At 60.1% G+C, this 18363-nt stretch carries 20 protein-coding genes; 6 read left to right on the forward strand and 14 right to left on the reverse strand.

Going from position 1 to position 18363, the window contains the following annotated elements:
- Nucleotides 1-159: 159 nt before the first annotated feature.
- On the forward strand, nt 160-594 hold the full coding sequence (locus C0398_00850; protein ID MBA4364538.1) for a hypothetical protein: 435 nt from the start codon (nt 160-162) through the stop codon (nt 592-594).
- A 9-nt stretch (nt 595-603) separates the two neighbouring features.
- On the opposite strand, the gene C0398_00855 is transcribed toward C0398_00850, so the two are convergent.
- The 5 genes from C0398_00855 to C0398_00875 form a co-directional block, all read right to left on the reverse strand.
- The gene (locus C0398_00855) at nt 604-1014 is read right to left on the reverse strand and encodes a hypothetical protein (protein ID MBA4364539.1); all 411 of its coding nucleotides are present in this window, start codon (nt 1012-1014) and stop codon (nt 604-606) included.
- 109 nt (nt 1015-1123) lie between these two features.
- Nucleotides 1124-2140: a cation transporter gene (locus C0398_00860; GenBank protein MBA4364540.1), complete on the reverse strand. Its 1017-nt coding sequence runs from the start codon at nt 2138-2140 to the stop codon at nt 1124-1126.
- Nucleotides 2019-2351 (reverse strand): transcriptional regulator, encoded by a 333-nt coding sequence (locus tag C0398_00865; protein MBA4364541.1) that lies wholly within the window; start codon nt 2349-2351, stop codon nt 2019-2021. Before C0398_00865 ends, C0398_00860 begins: the two co-directional genes overlap by 122 nt.
- 109 nt (nt 2352-2460) lie before the next feature.
- On the reverse strand, nt 2461-3222 hold the full coding sequence (locus C0398_00870; protein ID MBA4364542.1) for a hypothetical protein: 762 nt from the start codon (nt 3220-3222) through the stop codon (nt 2461-2463).
- 228 nt (nt 3223-3450) lie between these two features.
- A complete protein-coding gene (locus tag C0398_00875; protein MBA4364543.1) occupies nt 3451-4524 on the reverse strand; it encodes a hypothetical protein in 1074 nt (357 codons plus the stop codon).
- A 174-nt stretch (nt 4525-4698) separates the two neighbouring features.
- On the opposite strand from C0398_00875, the gene C0398_00880 reads away from it, so the two are divergent.
- Complete coding sequence (locus C0398_00880) at nt 4699-5220, forward strand: hypothetical protein (protein ID MBA4364544.1); 522 nt, start codon at nt 4699-4701, stop codon at nt 5218-5220.
- Here C0398_00880 and C0398_00885 read toward each other — a convergent pair.
- Genes C0398_00885 through C0398_00895 form a run of 3 tightly spaced genes read right to left on the reverse strand, consistent with a single transcriptional unit; the run spans nt 5217 to nt 8461 of the window.
- Nucleotides 5217-6230 carry an ABC transporter permease gene (locus tag C0398_00885; GenBank protein MBA4364545.1) on the reverse strand — a complete coding sequence of 338 codons (1014 nt, stop codon included), beginning with the start codon at nt 6228-6230 and terminating at the stop codon, nt 5217-5219. The genes C0398_00880 and C0398_00885 overlap by 4 nt on opposite strands.
- Complete coding sequence (locus C0398_00890) at nt 6230-7018, reverse strand: ABC transporter ATP-binding protein (protein ID MBA4364546.1); 789 nt, start codon at nt 7016-7018, stop codon at nt 6230-6232. The genes C0398_00885 and C0398_00890 overlap by 1 nt, the downstream gene beginning before the upstream one ends.
- A 3-nt stretch (nt 7019-7021) precedes the next feature.
- The gene (locus tag C0398_00895) at nt 7022-8461 is read right to left on the reverse strand and encodes a hypothetical protein (GenBank protein ID MBA4364547.1); all 1440 of its coding nucleotides are present in this window, start codon (nt 8459-8461) and stop codon (nt 7022-7024) included.
- A 417-nt stretch (nt 8462-8878) separates the two neighbouring features.
- Between C0398_00895 and C0398_00900 the strand changes: the two genes are divergently transcribed.
- The 4 genes from C0398_00900 to C0398_00915 are packed head-to-tail and all read left to right on the forward strand — an operon-like array spanning nt 8879 to nt 13359.
- On the forward strand, nt 8879-9448 hold the full coding sequence (locus C0398_00900; GenBank protein ID MBA4364548.1) for an N-acetyltransferase: 570 nt from the start codon (nt 8879-8881) through the stop codon (nt 9446-9448).
- A complete protein-coding gene (locus C0398_00905) occupies nt 9445-11163 on the forward strand; it encodes a hypothetical protein (GenBank protein MBA4364549.1) in 1719 nt (572 codons plus the stop codon). Before C0398_00900 ends, C0398_00905 begins: the two co-directional genes overlap by 4 nt.
- Nucleotides 11160-12446, forward strand: a complete 1287-nt coding sequence (locus C0398_00910) for a hypothetical protein (protein ID MBA4364550.1) — start codon at nt 11160-11162, stop codon at nt 12444-12446. The genes C0398_00905 and C0398_00910 overlap by 4 nt, the downstream gene beginning before the upstream one ends.
- 52 nt (nt 12447-12498) lie before the next feature.
- On the forward strand, nt 12499-13359 hold the full coding sequence (locus C0398_00915) for a short-chain dehydrogenase (GenBank protein MBA4364551.1): 861 nt from the start codon (nt 12499-12501) through the stop codon (nt 13357-13359).
- A gap of 23 nt (nt 13360-13382) precedes the next feature.
- Here the strand turns inward: C0398_00915 and C0398_00920 are convergent, their stop codons facing one another.
- The 6 genes from C0398_00920 to C0398_00945 all read right to left on the reverse strand — a co-directional run bounded on the left by C0398_00920 (nt 13383) and on the right by C0398_00945 (nt 18287).
- Nucleotides 13383-14306 (reverse strand): hypothetical protein, encoded by a 924-nt coding sequence (locus C0398_00920; GenBank protein ID MBA4364552.1) that lies wholly within the window; start codon nt 14304-14306, stop codon nt 13383-13385.
- 74 nt (nt 14307-14380) lie between these two features.
- Entirely contained in the window at nt 14381-14722 is a 342-nt protein-coding gene (locus C0398_00925) for a hypothetical protein (GenBank protein MBA4364553.1), read from the reverse strand.
- 183 nt (nt 14723-14905) lie between these two features.
- Nucleotides 14906-15496 (reverse strand): hypothetical protein, encoded by a 591-nt coding sequence (locus C0398_00930; GenBank protein MBA4364554.1) that lies wholly within the window; start codon nt 15494-15496, stop codon nt 14906-14908.
- Complete coding sequence (locus tag C0398_00935) at nt 15493-16485, reverse strand: hypothetical protein (GenBank protein MBA4364555.1); 993 nt, start codon at nt 16483-16485, stop codon at nt 15493-15495. The genes C0398_00930 and C0398_00935 overlap by 4 nt, the downstream gene beginning before the upstream one ends.
- A 216-nt stretch (nt 16486-16701) precedes the next feature.
- Nucleotides 16702-17688 (reverse strand): NAD(P)-dependent oxidoreductase, encoded by a 987-nt coding sequence (locus C0398_00940; protein MBA4364556.1) that lies wholly within the window; start codon nt 17686-17688, stop codon nt 16702-16704.
- Nucleotides 17685-18287, reverse strand: a complete 603-nt coding sequence (locus C0398_00945) for a hypothetical protein (protein ID MBA4364557.1) — start codon at nt 18285-18287, stop codon at nt 17685-17687. The genes C0398_00940 and C0398_00945 overlap by 4 nt, the downstream gene beginning before the upstream one ends.
- Nucleotides 18288-18363: the final 76 nt, after the last annotated feature.

An 18363-nucleotide genomic window follows, 5' to 3' on the forward strand; every position in this document is an offset into this window, starting at 1 on the left:
ATCATATGCTGTGCCCGTCCAGCATCATGAAGAAAAACGGACTGACCGGCGTACATCGTTGCAAATCGTGTCCTGGCCTTACAATGAAGACTAGAGACGCCGGCACCAAGAGGAGGAAGGGTACCCCGCCGCGCCTGTTACAGAAATGAGGTCTGTCCCATGATACGTGGAGGTGTCACGATGTTCGCCGACTATGCACGAGTCTGGCCAATTCACGCAATCCTGATGGGCAGTGCTGTCCTGTCTCTTCTCACGACCACCTGGGCCGCTTCGCTCGGACGCTACCGCAAGGGGTCCTTCCGTCTTCACAAGACTGCCGCCGTGACCGCGTTTGTGCTGTTGGCAGCAGGGCTCCTTGTAGCAGTCGGCATGGTCCAGGCCAGCGGGGGGCCACACCTCCGTGTCGCCCACGGTATCGGTGGCACGGTGACAATCGTGCTGGGGTTCCTCACCGGAGCAGGAGGGTTCATCACGACCAAGGCACACACCAACAGGAAACAGCTGCGGACCGTCCACCTGTGGGTGGGCCGCGTCGCCGTTGTGCTCTTCCTGCTCACCATCCTCGCCGGATTGCGGCAGGCCGGCATCCTGTAGCAGGGTATCTCAGGGCTTCGGGAAGATAACCGTCACGACCTTCGTCGTCGGGTCATAACTGATTGCACACCCTAGCTGCTTGGCGACGAACCTGGCCGGCAACATCGTCCTTCCGTTCTGGATGACGGGAGCCGCGTCGAGCGTCACCGGTGTGCCGTTTCGCGTCGCTTTCGTCGAGCCGATGGTGAACGTCAGTACGATGGGCGCAGGAGCCCCGACGTCAATGGCCGCACTCCCCTTCCGGGCATGAGGCGATACCCCGTCTGCATTCCCGGTTGCCCAGATGATCTTCAGGTTCCCGGATATCGGCACTGCCTTGTCATGAGCGTCGCCGGTAACCCGTTTTCGGCTGAACTCGATGGTCGTCGTCCTTGCCTGTTCGCTCCCTGCGCTGGATAGGATATCCATCGTTCCGCCCATACTTCTGCTGGAAGCATGACCAACGCCGCAACGACGACTGCCAAACAACAGAGAGCGATCCGTGCGCTACGTGTTCGTCGAACCACGGCGTACCTCCCGATGTCAGTGGCTAGTCATGGCCATGGACTATGAGCCCGGTGCCCTTGCAGGACTCGTACTCGAACTGGAGTGTTGCATGCGTGATGCTGTACTTGTCGTGCAACAGGTCCTGGATCTGTGCCCGGATGGGCGCCGTGTCGCAGACCGAGATGTTATCCACGTTGACATGTCCCTCAAACATCGTTTCGGTATCGCTGATCTGCCAGACATGGACATGATGCAGGTCCTTGACGTGGGACAGTGCACGAATGTCGGCATCGAGCCGCGCCAGCTCCAGCCCATCTGGTGCGCGTTCCATGAGGATGCCCCCGGCCTCGTGGACGACCGAGAACGCCTCCTTCAGGACCCACGCTGCCACGAGTACTGTGACCAGTGGGTCGACCCATGTCAAGTGCCACACCATGACGACAACGCCACCTATGACGACGCCAATCGACGAGAGCGTGTCCGACAGCAGGTGCAGGTAGGCGCCGCGGATGTTGAGGCTTTCGCCGGCAGAGCGGTGCAGCAGAAGGACAGACACGAGGTTGGCCACCAGCCCGACCAGTGCAACGGCCAGCATGATGCCACCCTTGATGGGGACCGGATGCAGGAACCGGTCGTATGCCTCGCGGAACAGGATAAACGTAATGACGACCATGGCCCCGGCGTTGATGCCCGCGGACAGGATCTCGGCGCGGCGATACCCGAACGTGTACTGCTCGTCATGAGCCCGCCGCCCCAGGCGCAGCGTCCAGAACGCCAGGACGCCGGCCAGGGTGTCCGTCGCGTTGTGGAATGCGTCGGCAAGCAAGGCCAGCGAACCGGAGACGAGGCCGCCGACGATCTCCGAGACAGTGATGACGATGTTCATCAGAATAGAGATGAGCAGGTTGCGCCCGGTGGGCAGCTCGTGGTCGTGGTGGTCACTCATGGTGCACTTCCTTTTCTGCAAGGTGGTCCAGCGCGAACCCGACGATGATGTCGATGTGCTTGTCCGCCAAGGCGTAGAACGTGCGGCGCCCATCCTTGCGGGAACGGACGACATCACTGCGGTGCAGGGCGGCCAGCTGGTGTGAGACGAGTGACTGGCTCAGGCCCGTTTGGCCGCAGATACCGGCGACGTTGTCCTCACCGTCGCGGAGGGCAAGCAGGATGGACAGCCGCGACTCATTTGCCAGCAGCTTGTAGAACGACGTCAGCGCGTCGAGTGTCGTGTTGGTTTTCATGATGACCGTATCATATGACAATACCGTCATGTGTCAAGAGTTCCATGAGAAGATGGTCATTCCTGCGAAAGTGGGCGTCGCCCATGCCGTCATTCCCGCCTTCGCGGGAATCCATTCCTTGACTTACGTGCCTAGTCTTCTAGTGTTGACTATTCAAGACCGTCTTGGCAGTGGTGATTACTTTGGGAATGTTCCCAGAAAACCTCATTTTCCCGTTGGCAAAACTCAAGGATTTCACATAGAGGCTCCCATAGCCACCACTCGTCAGTCTCTCATAGACAAAATTCTCAAAGGGACTTTTGGCCTGGCTATAGAGTCCTTTCGGTACAGGTAGTTTCCCTATGCTTAGTTCCGATAGGTCGATATTGACTCTGTTATTCTCGATAGACAGACTGCCTCGAACGTAGGCGGGAAAAGATACCCTCGGTATCTTGTATTTGTCCATCCCCTTCGAAATGGCTTCGATAACTCCTGGAGACACCCCAGTCGCCTCGGCATAGCCCTTAAGCCTGTCGACTCTGACTATCCCCGAGGCTTCGATGACGCCATTCTCCCCGATTTTGACTTGAACATTGGTGAAGGGATTGAACAGCCAATCAGATTCCTGGCCGAGGCGAGCGGTTAGTTCCTTGTCAGTAAAGACATTATCTATGGCTTGGCTGCCTTTCAGGACAAAGCTGCTCTTGATGTCGGGCGCCGATTCCAGAACAACTCTTTGCACGCGATTCTTGGAAAGAATGGACTTGAGATCTGCGTCTGTGTACGTAACTCCCAAATCCCTTGGCTTATCAGAGCCAAGTAGTTTCGAGACCCCTGGAACAAAACCCAGGTATCCCAACCCCAGAATCACGGCGATGACGATGACTGCCAGCACTACCAACAGTCTCCTAATGAAGCCCATTCAGCACCTTCCTATGCAGCGAGGACTTATCCGGGCGACGCTCTGACCGTTTCGAACGTGGGTCAGAAGTTCCTCCAGCTCATGTTCTCGACCACAGAATGCTTCATCTCGTGCGAGATGTAGCGCAAACGAGTTGTCTGTCATCTCTGTGCCTCCATAGAACCACCGCCGCTCATGCACGACGTTGCTGCGCGTAGTGTATCACGTTCTCTTCCGCCAGCACAATTCCTAGCGTTCGTATCCCGTCATCTCAACATAGGCGAAGCCGTCCAGCACCTTTCTGTCGAGGAAGCGGGCACCGTCCAGGTCGACCTGGGTCAGGACTTCGGCGTGGACAGTGCACAGTCCCTCCCAGTAGTCCGGCGTGATCGATGATGACAGGTACTGCTCCTTGAGGACCGGCTTCACGCGTGCAATTATGAAGGGAGAGGCTGCTTCTGCGCTCTCAAAGATCCGTATCTCCCAGTCGATGGGGTACGTGATGCCATTCCCTGCCCGGCAGACGTCCGACGCTCGCACCTCGAACCGTTCGACGCGCATCGTTCGCCCATGCCGCTCCAGGTTCCCAGTTCCATACGTCGTGCCCCACCGGTCGAAGTTGAACAGCATGACGTACAGGTCGTCGCCGTCGAACCGCAGGGAAAACCAGTCCCACTTGAGGTTGACCACATTGAAGTTGCCCCACTGGTGGTCGTGCCACGTCAGCCCGGTGACAGGGAGACTCTCGCCGTTCAGGACGATCGTACCCTCAGTCTTCATGTTGGGCAGCGTGAAGTAATAGGACGCATCACCTGGGCTGTTCTGCATCTCCAGAACGCCGCCCGCTCCCTGCGCCATGACGTCCTGGATGGCACAAGAGCAGTGCACTTGCAGGCCCCTGAAGCGTGTGTCGATGACGAGACTGCTGGTGTCTTCATTGAACCCCACCTGGTTGCCAAACAATGCAATCACTGTTTGAACGTTAGAGGTGGACGGGATGTGTACGGGCAGGACCATACCGGTGAAGGAGAACTTCTGGCCATCGACGTCGGTGACGGCCGCGTGGACGATCACACTGTCGACCAGCGTCCTCACTCTGAAGAAGGTCACTTCAAGTCCGACAGGTGCCTTCCTCTTGGGTGTCGTCAGGACGCTGGTAAAATACCACCACTCGACGTGCGCCCCCCGATGGGGAAAGTGATCCCTGCTGGTGAAGGCGATCGGAGGAAGCGGGCGGCGTGAAGCGCCCCGGACCATCAGCTCATAGAGCTCGATGGGCAATTGGGTCAGCGCGCCTTTCAGGATCTTCCTGCCAGTCATCATCCTTCACGTCTCATGACCACAGTATCGCTGAAACAAGCAGTTTGCCCAACTGTGACAAGAGATGGATTCCCGATATGGTATCAATTGTGAATGTCCAAAGTGCCTGACCCCAAGGGATTCACAATTCATGAGAGCAGACGTTGCCAAGCGGCCTTCGCCTCGTAGAATGATTGCATGAGCGCACACATCATCCTGATTACTGGTCCGCGTGCGGCGGGCAAGTCGACGTTCGCGGCTGACGTCCACCGGGCACTCGTAGGCTCGGTCATCCTCCGCGTCGATGAGCCGTTTCACCAAGTGATGTCCCAGGACCGCAGCCGGTGGAACGGCCAGGAAGTAGACTTGTATGCCGTCGTCCTGCGCCACCAGCTGGCCCTCGCGCGCGACCTGGCAGCGACGTGCACGGTTATCGTCGATGGCACGGTCCTGCCAGACCAGCTTGCCCCTCTTCAGGAGAAGCCGGCGCCAGAGGTGAGTATCATCGTTCTCTTGCCCTCTCTTGAGGAGTGCCTGGCGAACGAACACCGAGCGACACGCACCGTCCCTGTTCGAGAGGAGAAAGTGACCGCTACGTGGCGGGAGATGCAGGAGTGGCGTAAGGTGACAGGAGTCCTTGTCCGGATTCTCGGCGGATCTGAGGTCGAGCACAGGAGAGTGTTGTCCGAGGTCGTGAACCAGCTGCGGCAGAGGCTCTAGTCCCAGTCCGAGCGGCTCCGGCGCAACAGCAGAGCAAAGACCGGCGCACCGATGATCCCGGTCAGGATGCCCAGTGGAATCTCGGCCATCGTCAGGGTGCGCGCCATATCATCGATGATCATCATGTAGATTGCCCCCAGGGCGATCGAAGCTGGTATGAGCCTGCGGGAATCCGGCCCGACGATGCCGCGCGCCAGGTGTGGCACGACCAGCCCCACCCACCCGATGACGCCGGACAGCGCCACGCTGACAGCGGTGGTCATCGTCGTCAACCCAATGAGAACGACCCTCATCGCCCCGGGGTTCTCGCCGAGTGACCGTGCCTCGTCATCGCCCATGGAAAGGATGTTGAGCTTCCAGCGCAGCACTGTAATGGCCACCAGGCACGGAACGATCACGACGACGGCTCTGAGCAGGTCTGTCCATTGCACAGACGCAAGAGAACCCATTAGCCAGAAGACGATCTGGGGCAGCTTCGTCGATGGGTCAGCCACATATTGCGCGCCAGCCACCAGCGACGAGAACAGACTGCCGATGACAAAGCCCGCGAGTACCAGGGTCACATGGGACCGGTCACGCCCGGACCTGGCGATCAGCCATGTCAGCGACACCGCCACAGCTCCTGTCGCAAAAGCTGAGGCCTGCGTGACCGCAGCGCTTGCGCCCAGCAGGATGGCGACGGCTGCCCCGAACCCTGCACCCGAGGAGACACCCAGAACGTACGGCGAGACCAGCGGGTTGTGAAACAGTCCCTGGAAGACGGCTCCACCAGAAGCAAGCGCGGTACCAACCAGCGCAGCCGCCAGCGCGCGGGGGAGGCGCACCTGCCAGACCACCGTCTCGACGGTTGGGTCCCATGTGCGGGCAATTGGCATGAACCGGGAAATCAGCACCTGCAGGACCGTTTTTGGAGCGATGGGATAGCGGCCCAGGCACAGCGACGCCAGAAGCACCGCCAGCGCGCCCACCCACATGAGGAGCAGGATCGGGACAAACCGCCCGCGCTTCATCAGTCGATCCCCGCGACAATCACGTGCCGGTTGCCGTCTGTCAGAACCTCGATGGGCATGCCATAAAGCCGCCCCAGGTTGTCAGCCGTCAGAACCTCGTCTGGAGTCCCGAGCGCAATCAGGCCCCCGTCGCTCACAAGCCCCACCCGGTCGGCGTACTGCATGGCGTCGTTGGGGTCATGGACGGTCATGATGACGGTCAAACCGCGGTGGACGGCAAGATCGCGGATCCTGCCCAGGACCAGGTACCGGTTCCGGAAATCCAGGTGCGCCGTCGGCTCGTCCAGCAGCAGGACCTGTGCCTCCTGCGCCAACGCGCGGGCAAGCAGGACCATTTGAAGCTGTCCCCCGGAGAGCTGGGTGTAGGGACGGGCGGCGATGCCACGTATGCCAAGTTCGTTCATGGCCTCCTGTGCCACCGCCACGTCATGTGGACCGGGCTGAGCAGCAGTGCCCAGATGGGGATTGCGTCCCATGAGCACAACATCCTGGACGGTATACGGGAATGCAGGAGCATGAGACTGTGGAACGGAAGCCGCACGCCTGCTCACGTCGCGTGCGGACAGTGACTTCAGGTCGCGCCCGTCGATGTGGATCGTCCCGGTTCGGGGCGACAGCACCCGCTCAACACAGCGAAGGAGTGTCGTCTTGCCGGCCGCGTTCGGTCCCACGATGGCGAAGACCTCGCGCGGCCCCACCGCCATGGTGAGGTCGTGGAGGATCACCGCCTCGCCGTAGGCAAAGCCCAGGTCCTGGATGTCGACAACCGATGGACGAGCTTGCTCCATGCTCTACTGGGAAAGTGCCGCGAGGTCAGCCGCGGGGACTGTGAACCCGTAGAACTGCCGGTAGAATTGTGCAATCTCGGCCGACATGTCAAACCAGATCTGATCGGGATACAGCTTGTGGGCCAGCCACATCGTGCCCAGGAATGACTCGGGAACGGGCATGTCCCACGAGACGACGTACTTCGGCATCACGTAGACTCTATGGTCCCGCACCGCTGCCACATTCTGCAGCTTGGGATTGGCAAGGACGTCGCTCACGGAGTCCCTGGTGTAGGACGTGAGGATGATGACGTCCGGGTTCCAGACGAGCACCTGCTCGGGAGAAACGTTAACCTTGCCGCCGGTCAGCTGCTCGGAAACGCTCACACCGCCAGCGTTCCTCACCATGAACGTCTGGAAAAAGTCGCCGGCAAAGGTCTTGAAAATGCCCGTCCCAGCAACGTACACCTTGAGGCGTTTCGCAGACTCCACGGCACCGACTTTGTCCGAGATTTCTTTCATCTTCGCGGTCAAGAGATCGAGCGATGCGGTTGCCTGTGCTGTGTGGCCCGTCAATGCTCCCATCCGCCGGATAGCATCGGTGAGCTGCCCAGGCTGCTCAGCGGAAAATGCGTACGCCGGCAGTCCGACTGCCTTCATCTGGTCCAGCGCTGGGCCCTCTTCTGTCAAGACAATATCTGGACGGGCCGCAAGCAGGGTCTCGACGTTCGCTGCATTCTGGTTGCCGGCCTCAGGCACCTGGCTCATCCGCGGATAGATCGCTCCCATGGCCTTCCCTTTGACGGCGGGACCAAAGTTTGCGACGACCAGCTGATCCTGTGCTCCCACAGCAAAGACAAGCTGGGTAGCAGTCGGGGAAATGGTCGCGATGCGCACGACGCGACGCGGCACCGTCACGGTGTGTCCCATCATGTCGGTGACCTGTTGCATCTGCTTGGGCAGCGTCAGTGTGATCGTCCTGCTCTGGGCACTCCAGGATGCGAGCCCACCAAGCGACTCCGCGGAGAACCGGACAGGGATCATCACGTGTCCGAGAACGATCGTCGGCACAACCCGGTGGTCTGTGTCGATCCACACCGTGCGTCCGTCGACTCGCGCCTTTGGATTCCCGACCGTCAGTTCCACAACGTGCGACTCCAGGGAAAGGCGCACCAGCCTCGTGGCAGGCGTCCATGTCACGTCGCCGCCCGTCAGCTCTACGACATTGCGAATCGGCACGAGAGCTCTGTTCCAGGCCGCTTCGACCATAGGGACCACCTTCGGGTTCGCTGGATCGACGGGAAAAGCAAAACCGTTCACACTCATCGTCGGACTCCCCACGGTGAGCACGACAGACAACACTGGTCGGTACGCTGCCCGTACGGTCGTGGACGGGATACCGGCGACAAGCATGACGACGACAATCAGGACGAGACAGATGAAACGATGAATTCTCGTGTGCATGACACAACCTCCAAGGTGGATGATTACGGGCGACAACGCGCCCCGTTTCACCGAAGGCACGGCGCACGACGGCGCAGAACCTGAAGCCACACGCACGACGGCGCGCGGCCACAGCGACAGTCCACGACGGAACTGAAGCCGGTTTGTTCTTGACCGTGAACAGTATAGGATCTGGAGGCCTGCTGTCAAGAAAACGTAGTGTATGAGTGCAGACTGTTCTTACCTGGGGGTGCCGCCTCCTTGGGGAACGACATGATACTGCCGACGCTGTCATGCCCGCGCAGGCGGGCATCCAGCCTTTTCCGTGCCTCCGCAACACGCCGCCGCAGGAACCCAGATCTGTCCCCTATTGCGAACGCTTGCACCACAGCGCCCTTGTGGGTATGCTGGTCTCATCGATTCTGAGGAGGTTGGAGCATGGAGAACCTGCCTGTCATCATGACTGGAACCAAGGTCGTTCTGACGCCTGCGTGCCGCGAGGACGTCCCGGCGTACTTGCGCTGGATCACGGACCCGGAGCTGAACGTCTTTCTGCTCGACTACGGCAAGGTGTTCACGCTGGAGCAGGAGTATGCGTGGTACGACGACGTCGTCGCCAAAGCCGGCAGCCGTATGGTCCACATGGACATCCGCCTGGCTGGTGACCAGAAGCTCATCGGCGACTGCAGCCTGTTCGACATCAACCACAAGGAAGGTACCGCCGAGGTTGGGATCCTGGTGGGCGAGAAGGAGTACCACAGTAAGGGGTATGGCAGTGAAGCGCTGTACCTCCTATGCCGCTACGGGTTCGACAAGCTGAACCTGCACAGCATCCTCCTGCGTCACCTGTCCATCAACACGCGCGGCGATAAGGCCTACCGCAAGATCGGCTTCCGGGAGTTCGGCTGCTTCCGCGAGTCCGTCGTCCGCGACCGTGTGCGCTACGACATGGTGTATATGGACCTGCTCGAGGCTGAGCTGCGCAATCCAGCTACCGGAGAACGATGACGCTCCGCGAAGACTTGCTCCGGGAATTCTGTCCGCAGAATGCACTGGAGCTGGAGCGCGACCTTGCCCTCCTGCATCGTTCAAAGGGTGGGCAGGGATTTGTCGACGCCATCGCCAGATTGCAGGAGTTCGTTGGACCAGGCACGGTGCGCCACTACGCATCGACCACCACATGCCAGGGGTACCTCATGCCACGCCCATGGGGCCTCAAGGGCGGCTTCCTGCGCCTGTCCACCGGCGAGTGGCTGGTCCCCGACCTGAGGATGGCTCCCATCGGCGGCATCTTCCTATCCGGGGCAAGTCATGGCATCGAGCGTCTCGGCGTCGTCGACGTCGGGTCCGGCACAGAAGACACTGAGTACGCTCAGCCGGTCGAGGGCTGTGCTGTCCTTGCCACGGGCAAGCCTCCGGTCGTCTACCGTGAAGCCGTCGCGGAGCGCGGGGCGCGCTGTGTCATCTCCGACTTCATGCCTGCACAGGATACCCGCATCGGCCGGACGCCCGAGGAGATGCCCGACACGGTGAACTATGCCTCGTTCGGGTCTGAGGCGCAGGGCGAGGGCTTCGGCTTCAACGTCAGCCACCGCACGTTCAAACGTCTCCAGGACATGGTTCGGGAAGAAGCTGTCGAAGTCGACGCCTTCTTTGATGCTGACGCCGGCACGGGTGACCTGCAGGTGCTGGAAGCTCACATGGGGACTCCGGGACCGCAGAAGCCCATCCTCCTGCTGGCACACTTGTGCCACCCCCGGCCGGGCGCGAACGACAACGCCAGCGGTGCCGCCCTGCTGGCCGAACTCGTGCGCGTCCTCTGTACCGTGCCGCTGGAACGCGAGGTTATCGCCCTGTGGATGCCCGAGTTCTATGGCACAATCGCGTGGCTTGCCGACCAGAAGCCAGACCTGGCATGCGCCATCGACCTGGATATGGTCGGCGAAGACCAGACAAAAACCGGCTCCACACTCGAAGTCACCGCGACCCCATGGTCGCTGCCATCGTTCATTTCGGACCTCATGGCTGTCAACCTGACTACTCACGACTTCCGCTTGATGCTCACCGGGTTCACATGGGGCTCAGACCACGCCATCCTCAACGATGCGAGCCTCCACGTCCCTGCTCTGTTGCTGAGCCAGTGGCCCGACCGCTACTATCACTCCAGCGACGACACGCCGGACAAGTCCAGCGTTCAGTCCTTCGAGTGGGTGGGCCGCGGCGTTCTGGATACGATCGCGGACCTTGTCTCCGGCATCCCGGACGAGCGCACCGCCGTTGTCGCAGCCCGCATACGTGAACAGGGGCTGGCAGACAGCGTACGGTACAACGATCCATTGATACGGGACTGGGTGGCTCGGCGTACCTGTGCCGCACTCCTCGCGCTACAAGAGATCGCCGACACCCCGGTCGTCCGCGCTGAACTGGCTGCGACGGGCACCACCGCTCCCATGCCGGCATTCCAGCCCAGGGTCCCAGTCATCGGCCCCATCGAGGAGGTGTGGATGACTACCGACGACCTCCAGTGGAATGACCGTCTGATGCGCGACTTCTCCTGCTGGTACAACCTCAAGGCAGAAGTCATCAATTTCATCCAGCTAGGCGTTGAACGCGAAGATGCGCTGAAACTGGCCACTGCGGAATTCGATGCGCCGGCCGCCGCCGTCCACGCAGCACGGCATTACCTCGACCTTCTGACAGCAAAGGGATACCTTCTTCCATGACCACACAATTCACCAGACCCGGCATCGCGCAGGGGACGCTCGTCGTCCTCGTCGGCCCGTCCGGGTCGGGCAAGTCGACGTTTGCTCAACACCACTTCAAGCCGACTCAAATCGTGTCGTCCGACGCCTGCCGTGCCATCGTCGCGGACGACGAAGCGGACCAGACCGCGACCACAGCCGCATTCGCGGTCCTGCACTGTATCGTCGAACAGCGTCTGCGCGCCGGCCGCATCACCGTCGTCGATGCCACGAACGTGCAGGCGAAGGCGCGCCGGCCACTGCTGGAGCTCGCGGCCCGCTATCACCGTCCATGCATGGCTATCCTGTTCGAGCTTCCGCCGCAGGTGTGCAAGGAGCGCAACCGGCAGCGGCAGGACCGCGTCGTAGGCGACTTGGTCGTGGATCGCCAGTGCGCTCAGGCGCCCGTTAGCGAGGGTGTGTTGAGACATGAGGGATTCGACCCTGTCATCGTCCTGCACTCCGCGGAAGAGGCAGATGGCTTTGGAGCACCCGCTCATCCCTCGCCGCTCGTGTGGCACGACAGGGCCGGCTCCTTTGACATCATCGGCGACCTTCACGGGTGCTGTGATGAACTCCTGTCACTGCTCAGGATTATGGGCTACAAGGTCGAGAACCCGGGGTCCTTGATTCCCCACATCACGGCGCCAGAGGGCAGGACTGCGGTCTTTGTCGGCGATTTCGTGGACCGCGGACCCGACAACGTGCGCTCGCTCCTCATCGTCATGGCAATGGTCCGTTCCGGCGCTGCCTTGGCGGTACCCGGCAATCACGACGACAAATTGCTCAGAGCATTGCAGGGAGCACCGGTCAAGATCAGCAATGGGCTCGACCATACACTGCAGGAGTTGAACGCGGCGGGTGAGGAGATGCAGGCGCTCGTCCGCGACTTCCTGGACGGACTACCGTCACACCTCGTCCTGGACGGAGGCAACCTGGTGGTCGCGCATGCCGGCCTGCCGCAGGACCTCCACAGCATTGATTCGCCGCGGGCGCGCGACGTCGCCCTGTTTGGCACGCCGACCGGCCAGCGAGACGAGTACGGAATCAAGATCCTCGCTGACTGGGCCCATGCGTACGAGGGCGAAGCAGTCATCGTCTGGGGACACCTTCCTGTCGCCGAAGCGGTATGGGTCGGGAACACCATCGACATCGACACCGGCTGCGTCCACGGAGGCAGCCTGACCGCACTGCGCTATCCCGAACGCGAGCTGGTCAGCATCCCCGCTGCGCGCGTCTACTCCACGCCCATCAAGCCCCTGTAATGGACATGCAGCCAACGTGACGACCCGCAACAGACTTGGAACCGTCCCGACAATGTTGCGGGAAAGGGTGTGCCTGGTGACAGGCGCTACACGCGGTATCGGCGCAGCAACGGCGGAGGCTCTTGCCTGTGTGGGGGCGACAGTCGTCGCCACCGGGCGAAGCGCCCAGCGTGGACAGGACCTCGTGTCTGCCATCATACAACGCACGGGCAATGAAGACGTTCACTTCCTGTGCGCCGACCTTGCGTCGATGGTCGAGGTGCGCGGTCTTGCCCGGGCATTCATGGACCGCTGGGACTGCCTGCATGTCCTAGTCAACAACGCCGGAACGGTGTTCCCGACGCGGCATACCACCACCCTCGGGCACGAGGAAGTCTTTTCCGTCAATCACCTGGCGCCCTTCCTGCTCACCAGTCTTCTGCTCCCCGTCCTGCGAGCCAGCGCGCCGTCGCGCATCATTGTGACCTCCTCGTACGAACACCGGCGTGAGCGTATGCACTGGGACAACCTGCAGGGAGAGCGCTTCTACTTTTCGCAGCAAGCATACGCGCAGTCCAAGCTGGCAAACCTGCTGTTCGTCTACGAACTGGCAAGGCGGCTGGAGAGAAGCGGCGTCACCGTCAACGCGTTCAACCCTGGCTTGGTGCACACGAACATCTGCATGGACAGCGGCTGGCTCATCGGGACGGTCAAACGGATGATGGACCGATTCTCTGGACTGAGCCCGGAGGAAGGTGCGGACACCGGCGTCTGGCTGGCATCGTCACCTGACGTCGAGGGAGTCACCGGTCGCTACTTCCAGCGCAGACAGGCAGTCCGTTCCTCGCACGCCTCGTATGATGTCGCCGCCCAACGGCGCCTCTGGCGCATCAGTGAGGAGTTGACGGGTGTGTCTGCAGAATCCAGTACGTAGGCGGCGCCCAACAGCGTGCGTGGTCAGTGGTCGAACAGGAGCTCGGGGGCTGTGGGGATCCTGGGCAGCTCCAGCAGTTCGTAGTCTGTGGCGCCCACCGTCACGAAACCACACCGCTCGTACAGTGACAAGGCGTTCCGGTTGTCTGTCTCGACCTCGATGGTGATCCGCTGGCTGCCGCTGTTTTGCAGGCCATGGACGATGGCCAGCAGCATCTGCCCTCCGATGCCCTTGCCCTGCATCTCCGGCCGCACTGCGAAGTGGACGACGAAGGCGCGTCCGTCGCTGACGGCAGACTGGATGACGCCGACGGGCCGCCCGTCCTGCGTCGCAAGGTAGGTCGTACGCGAAGGGTCCTTCATCAGACGCACGAGCGCCTGCTCCTCTTCCTGAGTCGGCTCTGCAAACGCTGACGCAACAATGGCTGCCATAATGGGTACGTCCTCGGTCCCTGCGGGCCGGAGCTCCACCGAGTCGTGAATGGTCTCAAACGGGGGGATCCGCTTCACGTCAAGATCCATCGTGTACTCGCTGTGGGAGTGCCGCGTCCCCATCGCGGCAGCGAACGCCGCACCCTCTCGCGACTCCTGTGGCACGACGAACAGAAGCCGCCGGACTCCGCGCTTCTGACATTCCCTCATGACAGCCAGGGCTATGGCACGACCCAGGCCCCTCCTGCGGAACTCGGGATGGACAAGGATGCTTGCCTCGACTTCCGAGGGGTCACCGTAGCTGTTCATGCCCGCAAACCCGACAAGCTGTCCACTCTCGTACCACAGCACATCGCTGACTGAACCCTCCAACCGTGTCTCCAGTGTGCCGAGGTCCAGCCGAGCCTCCATCGAGTAGCCGTCTCCGACCTCGCAGATACCCGCAAGAGCTCGGATGTGACCGACCTGTTGTGTCGAAAGCGTGGCCGGTATCATCATCCCGTCTTCGTCAGTCATCACGCGAGCCTCCCGTGCACGTCATGAGCCCGCCGAGCTCCCGCAGCGGTCCGGGACTGCAGCCATCAGGCCGACTACTTCGCTCTCAGGCTGTCCAGCGCGGGTTTCGCCTCGGGGCAGAACCCAAAGAACCCATTGATGGTCTTGCACTCGTTGTACTCGTCACACTCCGCGCAGGTGGCATAGCCCTTGCCGTGGGCGCATGCCCGCACGTCGCAGACAGTACAGTGCGAGAACAGTCGTGGCCCGGCCGACTGACACCCGTCACAGACGACGTCCTCGGGCTTGACCTCGATGCCATAGGCTGCCGACCATGCGGCGGCCGTTTTCTCCTGCAGTGCCCTGTCAGCCGTCTTGCCAGCCACATGTGCCGGACAAGTTGTACAAGCGAGACCACACGCTGCGATCATCTCCATGTCCCTCTCCTTTGTCTGGTGAGTTATCTCACCCTACGCTGTCCGACTAGATAATGGTACGCCGCTTGTCACAGAAGATGCCACATGCGCAAGCTGCCCGTCCACTTGATCTCGTTCGCCTGCGACTTCTCGTATTGGATATGATGACGGTTCAAGCAAGAACTCTCAAGAATGCGTGTCTGGTTACCATGTAAGAGGTGTATCAGGCTCAGTTCCTGTGCAAAGTCTCTTAATATTGCCTCTCAACGCAAACGCCAGGAAGGAGGCCCCTGACACAGCGAAGATGGCATAATGCAATGGAAAAAAAATGTACATCAAGACTACCAGGATCCACGGGAACACCAAGTTGGCCAAACTCGTTTTCCTGGTCACCACAAAGATCAGCACCAAGATGGGGAAAAAACAGACAAAATACCATGGCCCTATCAACGCAAGCGTCGCGCCATAGAACGTAGACGCGCCCTTTCCTCCTTTGAATCGAAGAAAGATCGGGAAGACCTGCCCAACCATGGGCAGCAATGCGACAATGACGATCTGCCAGTGACTCGACAAAAGTGTCTTCGCCAAATATGCCGGCAAAAAGCCCTTTGAGAAATCGAGGGCTCCCGAAACAACCCCCCATTTCCAGCCGAGCGCACGTGAGACGTTGGTCGATGAGGCTGATTTTGAACCAATCCTCAGGACGTCCACTCCCTTCAACTTGCCTACCAGAAAACCAAAAGGAATGGAGCCCAGGAGATATGCACCGACCGCAAGCGCAATGAACGCCATCATGTTCTTGCCTTCATTGTTTGATAAATCTTCCTATTCACGGGAGTTTCAACGCCCAGGCGTTCCCCCATGCCCACGACTGCACCGCTATAGTAATCAATTTCATCAATGTTTCCTTTCTCCTTGCTCCCTCTCCCTTTCGTGATCGCTTTGGCAATCTGCTTCCTGAAAAGGCTCAGAACAGGCACCGGAACACAGCCGAGCAACAAAGCATACAGACGTGTCGGATAGTGGTGCAGGTTCAGGAATCTTCCTCCGCCTTTTTTGACTGTTCGTGCGTACTCGCGCAACGATTCAATTTCTTCCTCGAAGACCTTTTTGTCCGCAAAACCCTCTTCGATGGACAGCCCGTGTGAGGAGGAAGGCACTCCCAACAGATTGGTAAAGAGCTTGGAAAACTCCATGTTCTTGACATTTTTGGATGGAACTTCCTCGGCTTCAAATCCACTCTCGAGGAATATTCCTCTTAGATCCTGTATCTCGTCAGGTCCGAATGCCACTCCGAAAGCCAATCTTATTGGCAGGAAATACGAAATGACACTGTTGCCTTCGATTCTCTCCATAGAAATGGGGTTGAACAGGCTAACCCTTATTATCCTGATCCTTTGGGCGTTCGAACCAAATATCCGCTCAAGTTCGGTTCTTGCCTCTTCCGCCGCAACGACACCATTTTGAGACAAGACCAGGTCAGGAGGTTTCTCTTGTTGTATTCGTTCGTAGTAGTACCTTACAGATGGAGCAACGGGATTTTTCACTGTCAGAAAAATGAAATCCGGGGCGGCTTCTCCGCTGAATGCCTGCTCTTCAACGATATCACTCTCAAATCTTGTCGGCATGCTCCCTTGCCGCGCAACAAGGATGTTGCCCTGCTTTATGTCCTCCAGCTGCGCATGCCTGGCAACTCCCAATATTTGAGCTGAGTTCCGCATCTCATAGGCGAACAGCGTTCCCGTCCTGCCACCAACTCCAACAACAGCAATCTTCTTTGTCATGTCACCATTGTAGCAGAGGGGGGGTGTTTTCAATGGTCATTGCAACAGCTACTTCGGAACATTGACCTCTGACACGAGGAGGACGTGAGCGTCGTCCGCGTCTGGGATGATGAAGTAGTACTCGCGAATCGGGCCACCACACTCTTTCCAGTGGACCACAGTATGCCGCCCAGGACAGGAAAAGCCATGCATGTGCGCATGCATGCATGGCTGAACTCAGTCGGGGTTCGTTTGCGGCTTCAGCGCTTTGGCTCTGACTCTCTTGGCATAGTACGGTGACATGGCCAGTAGTTTCCGGCGGATGAATGGCCGTACAATGGGCACGAACAACTTCTTCCATCCCAGGGTCTTCCGCTGCAGCGCCAGCGTCTCGTCAAAGCTGTGGTGCTGGTAGTGCAGCAGCCGCTCGCTCTCCTTGGTGTCCATGAAGTCGCAATGGAACGGCGTCTGAGAGAAGGCCGATTCAGGCAGCATCCCAATGCCCAGCGCGTCGAACGAGCGCTGCATAAACTGCCGTCCAGTCACCTGGCAGGATGGACCGCCCGCGACCATCAGCGTCTTTCCTTCCAGTCCAGGAAGCATCGCTGCCGCCGCGACCGCCGCACCTGCGTCCATGGGCGCCAGGTACTCCATGCGGTCGTCCATCCGGACCTCAAACATGAGGGGGTCCAGTTCGCCGAATTCAATGGGAGGAACGGCGCCGAACCGGAGGATGACCCAGGGCAGGCCCGACGCATGCAGCATGTGTTCACAGGTCAGCTTGTGGTAAGAGTAGTCCTCGTATGGGTGCAGCTGCTCGTCAGCCTTCCGGGGTGGTGCGAGGTGCTGAGTACGACCGTGCAGAGCGATGGAGGAGCTGAAGACAATGCGCGGCCTGCGCCTCGAGGCGAGCGCGGCCTGCAGGAGATTCCACGTGCCGCCGACGTTGATGGTCTCAGCCCACGCGGGGCGCTGCTCACTCTTTGGCGGGATGATGAAGGCCAGGTGAATGATGGCATCGGCACCCTGCACGGCCCGTGCCACGACCTCTGTGTTGCGGATGTCGCCCCAGGTGATCTCGACCTTGCTGGCATAGGGCCGGGCTTTCCGCTTCGACATGGGCGACGGGATGTCCAGACATCGGACGGTCACTCCACGGCTCAACAGCTCGTCGACGGCGTACGTTCCGACGTTTCCAAATGCACCCGTTACCAGAACTCTCATGATTTCCTCCCGCCCATGGACTCCATGAGCATGGCCAGTACGCGCTGCATGAGCGCCCCCCAGTCCTGGCCTTCGGGGTCCAGGATGCCCTGGAGCAGCAGCCCCAGCACGACGCTGAGCATGAGGGTCGCTGCCAGGTTCGCATCCTTCATCTGCAAGCTCCCTTCGGACACGCCATGTTCCAGCACCTGCTGGAAGAACCCCTGGTATCTGCGAATCATATCGACGGTGTTGTGTGCCACTTCGGGATCTGCCTTGGACTTGGCCCAGAATTCGAGCAGGATGCTCCACTTGGTGCCGGCGACATGGTAGATCTCGTTCACTCCTGCTGCCATCGCCGCGACCTGCCGGGGTACGGATTCACCTCCGATTTGCGCTGCAGCGAACTGCCGGTCGAGCTCCGCCAGCCACGCATTGAGCAGTGCCACAAACACCGACCCCTTGCTGGGAAAATGATGATAGAATGCACCCTTGCTGACGCCGGCGCCGCGACAGATGCTGTCGACGCTCGTCACATCGTAGCCGTGTTCAGCGAAACTCTGCTCGGCGACCGCAAGGATGCGGCCTCGTGTCTCCTGCGAACGTTCTTCCTGTTTCATGGTAACCCCCAATGCCTCCGGCCTCAGCACACAAACCGACCGGTTGGTCTTATTATCGCCAGACGAAGGCAGCGGT

Source organism: Coprothermobacter sp. (assembly GCA_013824685.1).
Lineage (GTDB): Bacteria > Caldisericota > Caldisericia > Cryosericales > Cryosericaceae > Cryosericum.